We start from the raw sequence: 15,876 nt of genomic DNA on the forward strand, positions 1-15,876 counted from the left end.
GGAGGGGAAACCATGGGGAAGATCGGTGTCTGGCTGGTCGGCGCCCGGGGATCGGTGGCCACCACGGCCATCGCCGGGGCCGCCGCCCTGCGTGCGGGACTCGCCGCGCGCACGGGCTGCGTGACCGAACTGCCGGACTTCGCCGGGGCGGCACTGCCCGGCTTGGGGGACCTGGTCTTCGGGGGCCACGACGTCGTGGACACGCCGCTGGTCAAGCGGGCGGAGCAGCTGGCGGCGGCGGGGGTGCTGCCCGCCGCGCTGCCCGGCCCGGTGACGGCCGAACTGGAGGCGGCCGAGGCCCGGCTGCGCCCGGCGCCGTCCGGGGGCGGGCGCGCGGCGATCGACCGGATCGTCGCGGACCTGACCGGGTTCCGCGCGGGGCTGGACCACGTCGTCGTGGTGAACGTTTCGTCGACGGAGCCGCCGTGCGAGCCGCACCCGGCCCACGCGTCGCTGGCCGCCTTGGAGGAGGCGCTGGACGTGCTGCCGCCGAGTGCGCTGTACGCCTACGCCGCTTTCCGCGCGGGTTGTGGCTTTGTCGACTTCACGCCGTCCACGGGGGCACGGCTGCCCGCGCTCGACGAGCTGGCCCGCGTCACCGGGCAGCCGTACGCGGGCCGGGACGGCAAGACCGGCGAGACGCTGCTGCGGTCGGTGCTCGCGCCGATGTTCGCCCAGCGCGGGCTGAACGTCCTGGCCTGGTCGGGCACGAACCTGCTCGGCGGCGGCGACGGCGCCACGCTGGCCGACCCCGGGGCGGCGTCGAGCAAGAACGCGTCGAAGCAGCAAGTGCTTGCGCAGAACCTCGGCCGGGACGTCGACGGCGAGGTGCACATCGACTACGTGCCGGCTCTCGGTGACTGGAAGACCGCCTGGGATCACGTGCTGTTCGAAGGGTTCCTCGGCGCGCGGATGACGCTGCAGCTGACCTGGCAGGGCTGCGACTCGGCGCTGGCCGCGCCGCTGGTGCTCGACCTCGCCCGGCTGACCGCCAAGGCGTGCCGCGACGGCGTGGCCGGCCCGGTCGCCGAATTCGGGTTCTTCTTCAAGGATCCGGCCGGTGACGGTCCGCACGACCTGGCTTCCCAGTACGCGGCGCTGCGTGAGTGGGCGCACCGGTGAAGGCGCTCGTCGAACTCGTCCGCGCGCCCGCCGCGCTGACCGTGCCCGGGGACGCCGTCGCCGGGGCCGCCGCGGCGGGCTGGCCGTTCGGCCGCCGCACGCTCGCCCTGACCGGTGCGTCCGTCTGCCTCTACTGGGCGGGCATGGCGCTCAACGACTACGCCGACCGCCGGCTCGACGCGATCGAGCGGCCCGAGCGGCCGATCCCGTCCGGCCGGGTCGCGCCGGCGACGGCGCTCGGCGTCGCCGGCGGCCTGACCGCGGGCGGGCTGGGCATCGCCGCGGCCGCCGGGGGACGGCGGGCGCTGCGCGTCGCGGTGCCGCTGGCCGCGACCGTCTGGGCGTACGACTTCGTGCTCAAGACCACCGTGCTCGGCCCGGCCGCGATGGCCGCGGCCCGCACCCTCGACGTCCTGCTCGGCGCGGGCGGGGCCCGGTCCGCGCTGCCCGCGGCGCTGACGGTCGGGGCGCACACCTACGCCGTCACCGCGCTCTCGCGGTCCGAAGTGGACGGTGCGAAACCCGCGCTGCCGGCGGCCACCCTGGCCGCGACGGCCGGGGTGGGGATCGTGGCCGGCCGGGGCGGGCTGCTGTCCTCGGCGCTGCTCGGGACGTACGCCGCGACCACCGGCGGGGCGCAGTACGACGCCGTCCGCGACCCGGCCGCGCCGAAGATCCGGCGCGCGGTCGGCGCCGGCATCCACGGCATGATCCCGTTGCAGGCCGGGCTGATCGCCCGGACCGGTGCGTGGCGCTCGGCGCTGACCGTCGCCGCCGCGTTCCCTCTCGCGCGGGCGCTGGGCCGGAAGGTGTCGCCGACATGAGGTTCGGGTACGGCACCAACGGCTTCGCCAACCACCGGCTCGGGGACGCCCTGCGCGTGCTCGCCGACCTCGGCTACGACGGCGTCGCGCTCACCCTCGACCACCAGCACCTGGACCCGTTCGGGCCGGACCTCGCCCGCCGCGTCGCCGGTGTCGCCGCGGATCTGGACCGGCTCGGCCTCGCCGTGGTGATCGAGACCGGGGCGCGGTTCCTGCTCGACCCGTGGCGCAAGCACTCGCCGACGTTCCTCGACCCCGACCGCGCGCGGCGCGTCGAGTTCCTGACCCGGGCCGTCGAGATCGCGGCCGATCTCGACGCGGAGGCCGTGTCCTTCTGGAGCGGCAACAAACCCGCGGACCTGGCCACCGAGGACGCCTGGGCGTACCTGGTCGACGGGTGCGCGGACGTGCTGAAGGCCGCCGACGAGCACGACGTCAAGCTCGGGTTCGAACCGGAGCCCGGGATGCTCGTCGAGGACCTCGACGGCTACTTCGAGCTGGCCCGCCGGCTCGGCGACCCGGCGCGGTTCGGGCTGACGCTGGACATCGGGCACTGCCGGTGCAACGAAACGGCGTCCGTGCCCGAATGCGTCCGGCGCGCGTTGCCGCGGCTGGTGAACGTCCAGATCGACGACATGCGCCGCGGCACGCACGAGCACCTCGAGTTCGGCCGCGGGGAGATCGACTTCCCACCGGTGCTCGAAGCGCTGTCGCCCTACACCGGCCTGGTCGCCGTCGAACTGCCGCGGGACAGCCACGCGGCCCCGCGGATCGCGCGGGAGTCCCTGGAGTTCCTCCGGAAGGCGGTGACCGCGTGAACGCCTGGCTCGACGACGCCTTGACCAAGGTGGCGGCCGACGCGACGGCGTTGCGCACCCTCTTCCCCGCGGTCGGCCGCCGGGTCGGCCGGGGCCCGTCGGACACCCCGGGCCGGACGGTCGACGACGTCGCCCGCGTGGAACTGCTCAAGGCCGCCCCCGGTGCGGCGGCGGAGATGCCCGAGCTCTACCGCTACGGCGACGCGGCGGAGAAGCGGGCCGTCCTGTATGGCCTGTCCGTGGTGGACACCGGGGACGCCGGCGTGGAGCTGGTCGCGGACGCCCTCCGCACCAACGACACCCGGCTCGTCACCGCCGCGATGGGCGAGTACGCCGCCACGCACCTGGACGCCGCCGCGTACCGCCACGGCGTCCTCAAGTGCGTCTTCATGGGCATCCCCCTGGCCGCGGTGGCCGGGCTGGACCGCCGGACCGACGAGGAACTGCGGCGGATGCTGCGGTCGTTCGCCGCCGAGCGCGCCGCCGCCGGCCGCGACGTCCCCGCCGACCTCCTCCCGCTGCTGACCGGACAGGACACCTGATGCGCATCTTCGACCCCCACATCCACATGAGCTCCCGCACGACCGACGACTACGCGGCCATGCACGCCGCCGGCGTCCGCGCGCTCGTCGAACCGGCGTTCTGGCTGGGCCAGCCGCGCACCGGCGTCGGCAGCTTCACCGACTACTTCGACGCGCTGGTCGGCTGGGAGCCGTTCCGGGCGAGCCAGTACGGCATCGCCCACCACTGCACGATCGCGCTCAACCCCAAGGAGGCCAACGACCCGCGCTGCACGCCGGTGCTCGACCTGCTGCCGCGGTACCTGGAGAAGGACGGCGTGGTCGCGGTCGGCGAGATCGGCTACGACTCGATGACCGCTGAGGAGGACAAGGCGTTCGCGGCCCAGCTCGCGCTGGCGATCGACCACGACCTGCCCGCGCTCGTGCACACCCCGCACCGCGACAAGGCGGCCGGCACCGAGCGGAGCATCGCCGTCGTGCGCGAGTCCGGGATCGCGCCGGAACGCGTGGTGCTCGACCACCTCAACGAGGTGACCGTGCGGCCGGTCAAGGACTCCGGCTGCTGGCTCGGCTTTTCGATCTACCCGGACACGAAGATGGACGAGGACCGGATGGTCGCGATCCTGCAGGAGTACGGCACCGAGCGGGTGCTGGTGAACTCCGCGGCCGACTGGGGCAAGAGCGACCCGCTCAAGACCCGCAGGACCGGCGACGCGATGCTGGCCGCCGGGTTCTCCGAGGACGAGGTCGACCGGGTGCTGTGGCGCAACCCGGTCGAGTTCTACGGGCAGAGCGGGCGGCTCTCGCTCGAACCGGACACCGTGCCGGCCGAGTTCGCGGGCAACTCCATCCTCCGGGGGGCCCGCAAGTGAGGTTCCGGCACCCGGACGGCACGGTCGTCCACCTCGCCTACTGCACCAACGTGCACCAGGCCGAGGACCTCGATGGCGTTCTCGCGCAGCTGGCCCGGTTCGGCGAACCGGTCCGGCAGCGCCTGGGCGCGGACCGGCTCGGGCTCGGCCTCTGGCTGGCCCGGCCGGTCGCGGCCGAGCTGGTGGCGGACCCGGCGGCGGTGACGACGCTGAAGGCCGAGCTCGCCGCGCGCGGCCTGGAGGTCGTCACCTTCAACGGCTTCCCGTATGAGGGCTTCCACGACCCGGTCGTCAAGCACCGGGTGTACCGGCCGGACTGGGCGGCGCCCGAACGCACCCGGTACACCCTGGACCTCGCGCGGCTGCTCGCCGAGCTGATGCCGGACGACGCCGTGCGCGGCAGCGTGTCGACGCTGCCGCTGGGCTGGCGCACGGACTGGCGGGGCGACGGTGGGCAGCTCGAGCTGCTGGCCGAGGGGCTGGCGGCGCAGGACCGCCCGGTGCGGGTGGCGTTCGAGCCCGAGCCGGGCTGCGTCATCGAGACCACCGCACAGGCCGCCACCCTGCTGTCCGAAGTGGACAAGGACCGGCTGGGCGTCTGCCTCGACACGTGCCACCTGGCGGTCGGGTTCGAGGAGCCGGCGGCCGCGCTGGGCCGGCTCGAGGCCGCGGGGCTCGACGTCGTCAAGCTCCAGGCGTCGGCGGCGCTGGAGGCCGCATCGCCGAAGGACCCGGCGACCCGGCGGGCGCTGGAGTCCTTCGTGGAACCCCGGTTCCTGCACCAGAGCAACGAAGGCGCCCCGCCGGGCGCCGACGACCTGGACGAAGCGCTGGCCGGGGCCCTGCCGGGGGAGGCGCCGTGGCGGGTGCACTTCCACGTGCCGCTGCACGCCGACCCGGCACCGCCGCTGACGTCGACCCGGCCGGTGCTGGCCGCCACGCTGGCCGAGCTGTTCGGCGGCGCCACCGCGCGCACCGACCACGTCGAGGTCGAGACCTACACCTGGCAGGTGCTCCCGGACGCACCCGCCGACGACGCCGGGCTGGTCGCGGGCATCGCGGCCGAGCTGGACTGGACCCGGCGCGCACTGACCAACCTGGGCCTGGAAGAGGTTTCCGCATGAGTGAGCCTGCGAACGAATCATTCAACACTGCGTCTTCGGCTCAGGCCGCACCGAGCGTCAGCGAGGTGTGCGCATGAGTTTGCTCGTCCTCGACGTCGTCGGGCTGACGCCGCGGCTGCTCCCGCACATGCCGAACCTGCGCAAGATGGCCGAACCCGGCTTCACCGCGCAGCTGGACACCGTGTTCCCCGCCGTCACGTGCTCGGTGCAGTCGACGTTCCTGACCGGGCTGCCGCCGGCCGGGCACGGGATCGTCGGCAACGGCTGGTACTTCCGCGACCTCGGCGAGGTGTTCCTCTGGCGCCAGCACAACCAGCTGGTGCAGGGGGACAAGTTCTGGGACGCGGCCCGCCGCGCGCAGCCCGGCCACCGGGTGGCCAACGTCTGCTGGTGGTACGCGATGGGCGCGGCCACCGACCTCACGGTGACCCCGCGGCCGATCTACCACGCCGACGGCAAGAAGTCCCCGGACGCCTACACGTACCCGCCGCAGCTGCACGACCGGCTGGTCGGGGCCCTCGGTGGGTTCCCGCTGTTCACCTACTGGGGCCCGACGGCGTCGATCACCTCGTCGCGGTGGATCATCGCCGCCGCGCAGCAGGTCATGACCCAGGACCGGCCGGACACCACGCTCGTCTACATCCCGCACCTGGACTACGACCTGCAGCGCTTCGGCCCGGACGCGCCGCAGGCCGCGGCGGCCGCGCGCGAGGTCGACACCGCCCTGAAACCGTTGCTGGACTTCGCGGCCGCCGGCGGGCACACCGTCGTCGCGCTGTCGGAGTACGGGATCACGAACGCGAACCGGCCGGTCGACGTCAACCGGGCGCTGCGCCGCGCGGGCCTGCTCAACGTGTACGTCCAGGCCGGCATGGAGTACCTGGACCCGTGGACCTCCCGCGCGTTCGCGGTCGCCGACCACCAGGTCGCGCACGTCTACGTCGCCGACCCGGCGGACGTCCCGCGGGTGCGGGACATCGTGGCCGGACTGTCCGGAGTGGACGTCGTGCTCGACCGCGCCGGGCAGGCCGGGCTGGGCGTCGACCACGAACGCGCCGGGGAGCTGGTCGCCGTCGCCGAGCCGGACGCCTGGTTCACCTACTACTACTGGCTGAGCGACGACCGCGCGCCGGACTTCGCGAAGACCGTCGAGATCCACCGCAAGCCCGGCTACGACCCGGCCGAGCTGTTCTTCGACCCGGGCGACCCGATGGTCAAGCTGAAGGCGGCGTCCGCGCTGGCCCGCAAGAAACTCGGCCTGCGGTATTCGATGCAGGTGGTGCCGCTCGACCCCGCGCCGGTGCGCGGCAGCCACGGCCGGCTGCCCGACTCGGCCGCGGACGGGCCGGTGCTGCTGTGCTCGGACCCGGCCCTGGCGCGGGAGAAGTTCCACGCGACCGAGGTCAAGGACCTGCTGCTGGCGGCCGCCGTCGCCGGCACCGAGTGAAACGCACCGAGGAGGTCAGGACATGGCACGACCGTTGACCCTGTTCACCGGGCAGTGGGCCGATCTGCCGTTCGAAGAGGTGTGCCGGCTGGCGAGCGGCTGGGGCTACGAGGGCCTGGAGATCGCCTGCTGGGGCGACCACTTCGAGGTGGACAAGGCCCTCGCCGACGACGGCTACGTCCCGGCGAAGCGGGAAACGCTGGCCAAGTACGACCTGGAGGTGTGGGCGATCTCGAACCACCTGGTCGGCCAGGCCGTCTGCGACCACCCGATCGACGAGCGGCACGAAGCCATCCTGCCCGCGCGGATCTGGGGCGACGGCGAGCCCGAGGGCGTCCGGCAGCGGGCGGCGGCGGAGATGCAGGCCACCGCCCGCGCCGCGGCGAAACTCGGCGTGTCCACTGTGGTCGGCTTCACCGGCTCGTCGATCTGGCACACCGTGGCGATGTTCCCGCCGGTGCCGCCGTCGATGATCGAGCGCGGGTACGCCGACTTCGCCACCCGCTGGAACCCGATCCTCGACGTCTTCGACGAGGTCGGCGTCCGCTTCGCCCACGAGGTGCACCCGAGCGAGATCGCCTACGACTACTGGAGCACGGTCGCCACCCTGGAGGCGATCGGGCACCGCGAGGCGTTCGGGCTCAACTTCGACCCGTCGCACTTCGTCTGGCAAGACCTGGACCCGGCCGGCTTCCTCTGGGACTTCAAGGACCGCATCTACCACGTCGACTGCAAGGAGGCCCGCAAGCGGCTCAACGGCCGCAACGGACGGCTCGGTTCGCACCTGCCGTGGGCCGATCCCCGCCGCGGCTGGGACTTCGTCTCCACCGGCCACGGCGACGTGCCGTGGGAGGACGTCTTCCGGATGCTGAACGCGATCGGCTACGACGGCCCGATCTCGATCGAGTGGGAGGACGCGGGCATGGACCGGCTCATCGGGGCGCCGGAGGCCCTGGAGTTCGTCCGCAAGCTCAACTTCACCCCGCCCGCGGCGGCGTTCGACGCGGCTTTTTCTTCGAAATAGCCCGTGAAGGGCACCCTCGTGGTCTCGAGGGTGCCCTTCAGGACGTTCAGCGGACGCCGAGCAGGTGCTCCAGGGCCAGCTGGTTGAGCCGGGTGAAGTGGTAGCCGCGCTGGGCCGCCGCGTCGAGGTCGAAGTCGTCGTTCAGCAGGTCGTCGAACGACTCGCCCGGCGCCAGCGTCGGAGTCGAGAGGTCCGGGACGCGCGAGGCCGCCAGGGCTTCGGCGACCTCCGGGTCGGCCCGGAACGCGGCCGCCTTCTCCTTGAGGATCAGGTAGGTCCGCATGTTGGCCGCGGCCGACACCCAGACGTCGTCGGTGTCCTCGGTGCGCAGCGGCTTGTAGTCGAAGTGGCGCGGACCGTCGTAGCCGCCGTTCTCCAGCAGGTCGACCAGGAAGAACGCGCTCTTCAGGTCGCCGTGGCCGAAGACCAGGTCCTGGTCGTACTTCGGGCCGTGCTGGCCGTTGAGGTCGATGTGGAACAGCTTGCCCTGCCACAGCGCCTGCGAGATGCCGTGCACGAAGTTCAGCCCGGCCATCTGCTCGTGCCCGACCTCCGGGTTGAGCCCGAACATCTCCGGCCGCGCGAGCTGCGAAATGAAGCCCAGCGCGTGCCCGATCGTCGGCAGCAGGATGTCACCGCGCGGCTCGTTCGGCTTGGGCTCCAGCGCGAACCGCAGGTTGTAGCCCTTCTCGACGACGTAGTCGGCGAGCAGGTCGAGGCCCTCCTTGTAGCGGTCCAGCGCCGCGCGGACGTCCTTCGCCGCGTCGGACTCGGCGCCTTCGCGGCCGCCCCAGACGACGTACGTCTCCGCGCCGAGCTCGGCCGCCAGATCGACGTTCCGGCGCACCTTCCGCAGCGCGTACCGGCGGACGTCACGGTCGTTGCTGGTCAGGCCGCCGTCCTTGAACACCGGGTGGGTGAACAGGTTCGTCGTCGCCATCGGCACCTTGAGGCCGGTCTCGGCGAGGGCCTTGCGGAAGCGCTCGATCGCCCGGTCGCGGTCCGGCTCGGTGGCCAGGAGGTCGTCGTCGTGGAAGGTCACGCCGTAGGCGCCCAGCTCGGCCAGCCGGTGCACGCTCTCCACCGGGTCCAGCGGCGGCCGCGTCGCCACCCCGAACGGGTCGGCCGCGGGCCAGCCCACGGTCCAGAGGCCGAAGGTGAACTTGTCGGCCGGCTGGGGAGCGTAGTCGCTCATGACTGTCCCTTCATTTAGTTCACGTTGTAGACTAAATATGCGCCGCGGGGTCCCGGGCGTCAAGGGGGGCGGTTAGAGTGCTTCGCAGGAGGACGCGATGACCCAGGCCGTGCGGCACGAGGAGATGCGCGCCCGCAACCTCGAGGTCGTGCTGGGCGCGGCCGGCCGCGGCGGCCCGCTGACCCGCGCCGCGCTCGCCGAGGTCACCGGGCTGACCAAGTCGACGGTCTCGAAACTGGTCGGCGACCTGGTGGACGCGGGCCTGCTCGCCGAGACCGGCCCCGCGCGGGCGGGCGAACGCGGCCGGCCGGGGGTCGAGGTCGTGCTCAGCGGCGCGCGCGTGGCGTCGCTGGGCTTGGAGATCAACGTCGACTACCTCGCGGTGCGTGTGTTGGACCTCACCGGCGGTGTCCGCTTCGCCGCCCGCCGCGAGCGCGACAACCGCGGCTCACGCCCGAAGAAGGTCCTGGGCGAACTGCAGGTGCTGGCCACCGAGGCCCTCACCGAGACCCACCGGCTGGGCCTGGAGGTGGCGGGCGCGGTGCTGGCGGTGTCCGGCCCGGTCGGCGACGGCGTGCTGTTCAGCGCCCCCAACCTCGGCTGGCAGGACGTCCGCCCGGCCGACCTGCTGCACCTGCCGGTCCCGGTCGAGCTGGACAACGAAGCGAACCTGGCCGCACTGGGCGAGCTCTGGTACGGCGACGGCGAGCGCGACTTCCTCTACGTGTCCGGCGAAATCGGCATCGGCGCGGGCCTGGTCGTCAACGGCGTGCTGTACTCCGGCGCGACGGGCCTGGCCGGCGAGCTGGGGCACGTCGTCGTGGCCCCGGAGGGAACGCCGTGCCGGTGCGGCGGCAGCGGGTGCCTGGAGACGTACGCGGGCCAGGAAGCGTTGCTGGCGGCGGGGAACACGGCCTCGGTGCCGGCGTTGCTGGCCGCCCTCGAGCGGGGTGACGGCCCGGCGCTGGCGGCGTGCGCGTCGGCTGGGCGCGCTCTCGGCATCGCCCTGACGTCGGCGGTGAACCTGCTGGACCTGGACCGCATCGTGCTGGGCGGGGTGTTCACCCAGCTGTACCCGTGGTTGTCCGGGCCGGTGTCGGAGGTGTTGGAGGCCCGCTTGGGCGGTCTCCGCGGTGCACCCCCGGCGCTGACGGCATCCCGGCTGGGCGGCGACGCGGCCACGCTCGGCGCGGCGGGCCGGATCATCCACCGCGTGCTGGCGGATCCGGCGCCGTTCGTCACCCGGGCCCAGGAAGCCTGAAGCGCCCCAATGTGGCGTTGGTTGCGTTGGATGCACCCAATGTGGCGTTCGGTGCGTTGGACGCACCCAATGTGGCGTTCGGTGCGTTGGACGCACCGAACGCCACATTGGGGCGCTTGGGGCCGGCCGGAGCTAGCTCACCGCGGTGATCTGCACCAGCGAGGTGCCGACCGTGACCCCGGTGTCGGTCTGCACGGCCAGCTGGCCGCGCAGGGTCCGGCCCGCGGCCGGGGCCGCCGTGGCGGTCACCGTCGCCGGCACCGTCCACGAGCTGCCCGACGCCCGCAGCGCGTTCGCGTCGGTCACCGCGACCGAACCGAACGCCGGGTTGGTGAACACGTCGAGGTAGTCGAAGGCCGTCGTGCCGCCGGGCACCGCGTACCCGTCGACCAGCGCGACCCACACACCCGGCGCCGGGTTGGGCACGGTCACCGACTCCTCGGAGTCACCGTCCGCGCTGACGCCCGCCTGCACGCAGGAACCGGTCGTGCAGTTGTACAGCACCAGGTCGAGGTCCGTGCCCACCACGGCGGGGTTGCCGATCGTGGCGGTCAGCGACGTCGAGCCCGGCGTCACCGCGATCTGGTACTGCTGCTGCGCGCCTTCGGTGATCGTCGGCCGCTGCGTCTTCGCGCTGCCCAGCGTGGCGCCGGTCAGCTTGCCGGTGAACGCGCCGAGGGTGTTCTGCACGGTGTAGGACCGCGGGATCGGCGTGCCCAGCGTGGCCGAGGCGATCGTGTCCGGGTTCGGCGAGATCGCCGTGCCCAGCACCGACGCCGTCAGCTTGTACGGCGCTTCGGCCACATCGGACGTCCGGCGCGCCTCGACGACGATCTCCCACACGCCCGGGAGCGGGTTGGCGATGGTCCGGCTGGTCGGCGTGCCGCCCGCGCAGCCCGCGCCCGCGTCGGGCAGGTAGCACGCGGTCGTCGCGGTGCTGGCCTCGGCCGGGACACCGGTCGGGTCGTACCGCAGGAACCGCACCTGGCCCTTGCCCGGGGCGCCGCCGCCGGCGTCGATGTCCACCTTCAGTGCGCTGGCGCCCTGCGGCACCCGCACGAAGTAGCTGGTCGCCTGGTTGCGGGCGGCCTTGCCGGTGACGTCGACCTGGAAACCCTTGCCGGCGACGAACTCCTGCGGCGCGAAGACCGTGTTCAGGGTCTGCACGTCGATGCCGATGGTCAGCGGGTTGTCCAGGTAGAGCAGGGCCGAGTGGACCCCGGCGCTCTTCGGGTTCACGTTCACCTTGAAGGAAACCGGCGCGTTCAGCGGCAGCGCCACCGTCGAAGCCGAGGAGAACGTGCCGTCGTTGCCGACCCAGCGCACGAAGTACGGCACCGGGTGCGCCGAGCCCGTGGTGCGGGTGATCGTGTAGGTGCGGGTGTAGGCCTGGCCCGTGGTGACGCCTTCGCGGTCGTGGATGCCCACGCCCGTGTTCGGCTTGGCCAGCAGGCCCGACTGGACCGTGTGCACCTCGACCGACGTCGAGACGACGTCCGGCTTCGGGTTGAGCGAAAGCGCGACGAACGCGGCCGGGACGTTGAACAGGCCCGCGCCCTGGGCGTACGCGCCGATGCCCGGCACGAACCGCGCGGTCGACTTGATCGCCGCGCGCAGCTGCGCCACCGGCGGCCGCTGCCCGTTGTGCGTCGCCTTGTACGCGCTCACCAGCAGCGCGGCCGCGCCGGTCGCCTGCGGCGCCGCCATCGACGTGCCCTGCAGCATCGCGTAACCGGCAGGCAGGGGGTACGTGCCGGCGACCGGGGTCGGCTGTTCCCACCGCGGGACGGTGGCGATGGCCGCGCCGGGTGCGATGATGTCCGGCTTGAAACCGCCGTCCTCACGCGGGCCGCGCGAGGAGAACGGGTGCATCGACTCGGGGTTCTTGGTGACCGAGCCGTAGTTCGACAGCCAGGTCTCCTTGGTGATGTACGAGCCGACCGAGATCGCGTCCGTGGCCACCGACGGGTCGCCGACGGTGTTCGCCCCGGCGCCGCTGTTGCCGGCCGAGATGAAGATCTGGACGTTGTACTCGGCGATCGTGCGGTTGTAGAGCTCCGCGCGGGCGTTGTTGCCGTCGTTCAGGGCCGGCAGGCCGCCGATCGAGATGTTGATGACGTCGGCGCCGTGGCTGGCCGCGTAGACGACGCCGTCGATCAGGCCGGAGGAGGTGCAGCCGGCGCTGGTCAGGCAGACCTTGACCGCCAGCACCTTCGCGCCCGGCGCGGCGCCGTCCATCTTGCCGCCGAACAGGTCGTTGCCGGTGGCGATGCCCGCGACGTGCGAACCGTGCTCCGCGCCCGCGATGCCGATGCCGACGTACCCCGGCTTGTCGGTCTGGACCACGAAGGCCATCCGCTCGGCGATGTCGGTCGCCGGGTTGTCGGTGCCGAAGAAGCCGACGTCGTACTTCTTGTTGTAGTCGGTCATCGGCTTTTCGTCGGTGAAGTCACCGTTGCCGTTGAGGTCGACCCGGACCTCCTTGGTCGCCGGGTCGAGCAGCACGCCCCAGGAGTCGGCGCGGTCGCCGTCGCGGTTGAGGTCACCGCCGGTCTCGCTGTCCGCGGCGCCCAGGTCGCCCGCGGTCTCGCCGAAGACGCCGAAGGTGTACGGGCCGCCGGTGGCGGGCGCCGTCCAGGTCTTGCCGTTCGCGGTGAAGGTGCCGGTGTAGGTCTGGGTGGACTGCTTGACCCAGGTGCCGTCGCCGGAGTTGGTGGCGTTGGCGTTGTACCAGTCGACGATCTTGCGTTCGCCGTGGCTGGTGGTGGCCAGCGCGGGGGAGTCGAGGTCGACGCCGGAGTCGAGCACCGCGACCGTGGTGTCCTTGCCGTCCCAGTTGGGCAGGACCTGGCCGAACTGCGCCGCGTAGGTGTCCCCGGTCGGCAGGTACGGGTTGACCCGCGGGGTGTCCTTGCCCGGAGCCGGCTGCGGCAGCGGAGTCGCGGCGCCGTCGGGCTTGGGGTCGTCGCGCACGATGAGCCCGTCGACGTCGACGGCGTTCACCGACTTGAGCTTGGCGGCCTTCTCGGCCTTGGCGGTGGGGATGCTGACCTTGACGTAGTCGAGCTTCGTGTCCGTGGACTGGACGACCCCGCCGAGGGCCTTGAGCTCGTTCACGGCGGTGCCGGTCTGGCCCTTTTCCGCGGCGATCAGCAGCGTGACGTCGGGCTTCCCGGCCTTCTCGGCTTCGGCGACGAGCGCGCGGTCGTGCTCGTCGAGGGTCTTCCCATCGGCCGCGCCGTTGGTCGGCGGGGCCTGCTGCGCGGAGGCCACCGGGACGGCGACCCCGAGGACCGAGGCGCCGAGTGCGGTGGCGAGGACGGTGATCCCGGCCCGCCGTCTCCAGCGCGATCTGTGCTGTGTCACTGAAACGACCCCTTCGTGAAGATATGCGTCCGAGCAGTACACAGGCCGGGATGTTCGGTAGCAATCAGACAGTTAGCCCATAGACCGCAATTGGTTGCGAGCCAAATGGAGTAATCGGTTGGTCCGTCACGCGATGCGTCACTTTCACGTGAAAGTGACGCCTTGCTACTGGGACGTATAGCCCGCCGCTCCCGGACTGCTCGACAAGGCACGCGAAGTCCTGCCCGTCGACGCGGTCATCGTCGGCGGCCTGACCGTCCGCACCGGCGAGGTGCGCGGGTTGCTCGGGCCCAACGACGCCGGCAAGACCACCACGATCCGTATCTTGCTGGGGCTTGTGCGGGCCGGCAGCAGCCGCGTAACGCGGCGGCGACTGGCGTCCGGCGTGCTCGCCGGGCTCGGCGTGGCCGCGCCGGGACGGCCGCGTTGCTGATCGGCCGGCACGAACGCCGGACCGGCGCGAACGTCCGGTGGGCCAGGGCCCAGCCTCGGCGGCCGACCGCCGTCGCCATGACCGGTTCCGCGCGGCCCGCCGCGGTGCGCTCGGCGTCAGCAGGCAAGCCGCCTGGAAACGGTGGGCCGGCGTCAGACCTGGTGCGTGACGCGCCCGCCGACGATCGTGGCCGTCACCGGGAGGGCGCGCAGGTCGGCCGGGGACAGCACCGACGGGTCCGCGGCCGTCACCACGAGGTCCGCGACGTCCCCCACCGCCACGCCCCGGCGGCCGCCGGAAGACGCCGCCAGCGCGTCGGTGAACGGGATCGACTGCTCCGGGTGCCACGGCGGGCGGTCGTCGTCCGTGCGGGAGATCGCCGAAGCCAGCCCGTCCCACGGGTCCAGCGGCGCCACCGGGGCGTCCGAGCCGAACTCCAGGCGGGCCCCCGATTCCAGCAACGCCCGGTACGGGAACGCCCGCTCGGTGCGCCCGTGCCAGTGGCGGTCCGCGACGTCGCGGTCGTCCGGCTGGTGCGCCGGCTGGACACCGGCGATCACCCCGAGCGCACCGAACCGGGCGACGTCGCCGGGGGCCAGCAGCTGGGCGTGCTCGATGCGGCCCGGGCAGCCGACCTCCTCGAACGCGTCCAGCGCGATCGTGTTCGCGCGGTCGCCGATCGCGTGGACCGCCGGGAGCAGGCCGTGGTCGAACGCCCGCCGCAGCAACGGGATCAGCTCGGCCGGCGGGAGTTCGAGCTGCCCCGGCGAATCGCTGCCCGGGTACGGGTCGTGGCAGTAGGCCGTGCGCGTGTTGAGGGAACCGTCCACGAAGAGCTTGAACGGCCCCACCGTCAGCAACCCCCCGGAATCCGGGAGGACGTCGCCGGTGCGGAGGCCGCGTTCGATGGTCTGGTCCAGCAGGTGCTTGGCGATCACGCACGAGATCCGCGCCGCCGGGGCGCCCCGGCGGGTCCAGTCCGCCACCGTGTCCGCGTACTCGTAGTCGGCGATCTGCGTCACGCCCCGGGTGGCCGCCGCGGCCACCGCTTCCGCCACCCAGCGGTCCTGGACGTCGATGGGCGCCGTGGGGAGCTGGGCCGTCGCGCTCATGCAGTCGCCCTCCAGCAGGACGCCCGTCGGGTGGTCGCGGCCGATGAGCTTCAGCGCCGCCGGGCTCAGCCACAGCGTGTGCAGGTCCGCGCTGAACAACGCGACCGCCCGCCCGGGCAGCGCGCGCTGCAGCAGGTTCTTGTGCGGCTTGTCCGGCCACAGCGCGTCGCGGAACCCCGCGCCCACGACGAGTTCTGTCTGCGGCGCGGGGGTGGCCAGCAGGTGCGCGAGGAGCAGCTCGATCGCCTCCCCCGCCGAACGGGCCGCGGCCAACGGGATCCGGCGCCGGAACGTCGCCCACTGCAGCAGGTGGACGTGCGCGTCGACGAGCCCGGGCAGCAGCGTCCCGCCGTGCCCGTCGACGACCCGCGCCGCGAACCCGGTGGACCCCGGTTCGGTGATCGAGGTGACCCGGCCGTCGCTCACCCGGACGTCCGCGAGGTCACCACCGAGGCCCGGCCGGACGCGGCGCAGCAGGAGATCATCCATGCGGACAACCATGCCAGCCGGACCCGTCCGGGTGAAGCACGGCTTGAGATGGGAAATACCCGGGTATTCGCTACCGTTGGAACAGACGGCAGCCGTCGCCCGCCGAAGGGTCAGGGCCGGTCAGGAGCGCCGCCTTCACAAGCCGCGCAGGGTTCGACTCCCTCGGTTGCCACGCGATCCTCGGGGCGGGGCAGGTGTGCGAAAGTGTGCACCTGTCCCGCCTCGCGGTGTTTGCCCCCGGGACCTCCGCCGTGGTTGCGTTTCGCGG

Annotated in this window: 12 protein-coding genes and 1 pseudogene; 10 read left to right on the forward strand and 3 right to left on the reverse strand. The window is 72.8% G+C overall.

Annotation, left to right across the window (positions count from 1 at the left end; genetic code table 11):
* The first annotated feature begins 12 nt into the window (after window positions 1-12).
* From C2L59_RS07200 to C2L59_RS07235, 8 genes are all read left to right on the forward strand, one after another.
* On the forward strand, window positions 13-1,122 hold the full coding sequence (locus C2L59_RS07200) for an inositol-3-phosphate synthase (protein WP_103348716.1): 1,110 nt from the start codon (window positions 13-15) through the stop codon (window positions 1,120-1,122).
* Complete coding sequence (locus C2L59_RS07205) at window positions 1,119-1,946, forward strand: SCO3242 family prenyltransferase (RefSeq protein ID WP_199198966.1); 828 nt, start codon at window positions 1,119-1,121, stop codon at window positions 1,944-1,946. The genes C2L59_RS07200 and C2L59_RS07205 overlap by 4 nt, the downstream gene beginning before the upstream one ends.
* The gene (locus C2L59_RS50235) at window positions 1,943-2,764 is read left to right on the forward strand and encodes a sugar phosphate isomerase/epimerase family protein (protein ID WP_103348718.1); all 822 of its coding nucleotides are present in this window, start codon (window positions 1,943-1,945) and stop codon (window positions 2,762-2,764) included. Before C2L59_RS07205 ends, C2L59_RS50235 begins: the two co-directional genes overlap by 4 nt.
* The gene (locus C2L59_RS50240) at window positions 2,761-3,306 is read left to right on the forward strand and encodes an EboA domain-containing protein (RefSeq protein ID WP_103348719.1); all 546 of its coding nucleotides are present in this window, start codon (window positions 2,761-2,763) and stop codon (window positions 3,304-3,306) included. The genes C2L59_RS50235 and C2L59_RS50240 overlap by 4 nt, the downstream gene beginning before the upstream one ends.
* Window positions 3,306-4,157: a TatD family hydrolase gene (locus tag C2L59_RS07220; RefSeq protein ID WP_103348720.1), complete on the forward strand. Its 852-nt coding sequence runs from the start codon at window positions 3,306-3,308 to the stop codon at window positions 4,155-4,157. The genes C2L59_RS50240 and C2L59_RS07220 overlap by 1 nt, the downstream gene beginning before the upstream one ends.
* Window positions 4,154-5,281 (forward strand): metabolite traffic protein EboE, encoded by a 1,128-nt coding sequence (gene eboE / locus C2L59_RS07225; protein WP_103348721.1) that lies wholly within the window; start codon window positions 4,154-4,156, stop codon window positions 5,279-5,281. Before C2L59_RS07220 ends, eboE begins: the two co-directional genes overlap by 4 nt.
* A 73-nt stretch (window positions 5,282-5,354) precedes the next feature.
* The gene (locus tag C2L59_RS07230; RefSeq protein ID WP_103348722.1) at window positions 5,355-6,728 is read left to right on the forward strand and encodes an alkaline phosphatase family protein; all 1,374 of its coding nucleotides are present in this window, start codon (window positions 5,355-5,357) and stop codon (window positions 6,726-6,728) included.
* Between the two features lie 22 nt (window positions 6,729-6,750).
* Window positions 6,751-7,752, forward strand: coding sequence for a sugar phosphate isomerase/epimerase (locus C2L59_RS07235; protein WP_103348723.1), 1,002 nt, complete (start codon window positions 6,751-6,753; stop codon window positions 7,750-7,752).
* 46 nt (window positions 7,753-7,798) lie between these two features.
* Here C2L59_RS07235 and xylA read toward each other — a convergent pair whose 3' ends face one another.
* Window positions 7,799-8,947 (reverse strand): xylose isomerase, encoded by a 1,149-nt coding sequence (xylA, locus tag C2L59_RS07240; protein WP_103348724.1) that lies wholly within the window; start codon window positions 8,945-8,947, stop codon window positions 7,799-7,801.
* Window positions 8,948-9,044: 97 nt separating this feature from the next.
* Between xylA and C2L59_RS07245 the strand changes: the two genes are divergently transcribed.
* Complete coding sequence (locus C2L59_RS07245) at window positions 9,045-10,208, forward strand: ROK family transcriptional regulator (protein ID WP_103348725.1); 1,164 nt, start codon at window positions 9,045-9,047, stop codon at window positions 10,206-10,208.
* A 132-nt stretch (window positions 10,209-10,340) separates the two neighbouring features.
* On the opposite strand, the gene C2L59_RS07250 is transcribed toward C2L59_RS07245, so the two are convergent.
* Entirely contained in the window at window positions 10,341-13,574 is a 3,234-nt protein-coding gene (locus C2L59_RS07250; protein WP_103348726.1) for a S8 family serine peptidase, read from the reverse strand.
* A 250-nt stretch (window positions 13,575-13,824) separates the two neighbouring features.
* Here C2L59_RS07250 and C2L59_RS07255 point away from each other — a divergent pair.
* Window positions 13,825-13,938 (forward strand): annotated as a pseudogene (locus tag C2L59_RS07255) (ATP-binding cassette domain-containing protein); the annotation flags it as partial.
* Window positions 13,939-14,159: 221 nt separating this feature from the next.
* Here the strand turns inward: C2L59_RS07255 and C2L59_RS07260 are convergent.
* Window positions 14,160-15,608, reverse strand: a complete 1,449-nt coding sequence (locus C2L59_RS07260) for an amidohydrolase (protein WP_199198957.1) — start codon at window positions 15,606-15,608, stop codon at window positions 14,160-14,162.
* Between the last annotated feature and the right edge of the window lie 268 nt (window positions 15,609-15,876).

The organism is Amycolatopsis sp. CA-128772 (genome assembly GCF_002904295.1).
Lineage (GTDB): Bacteria > Actinomycetota > Actinomycetes > Mycobacteriales > Pseudonocardiaceae > Amycolatopsis.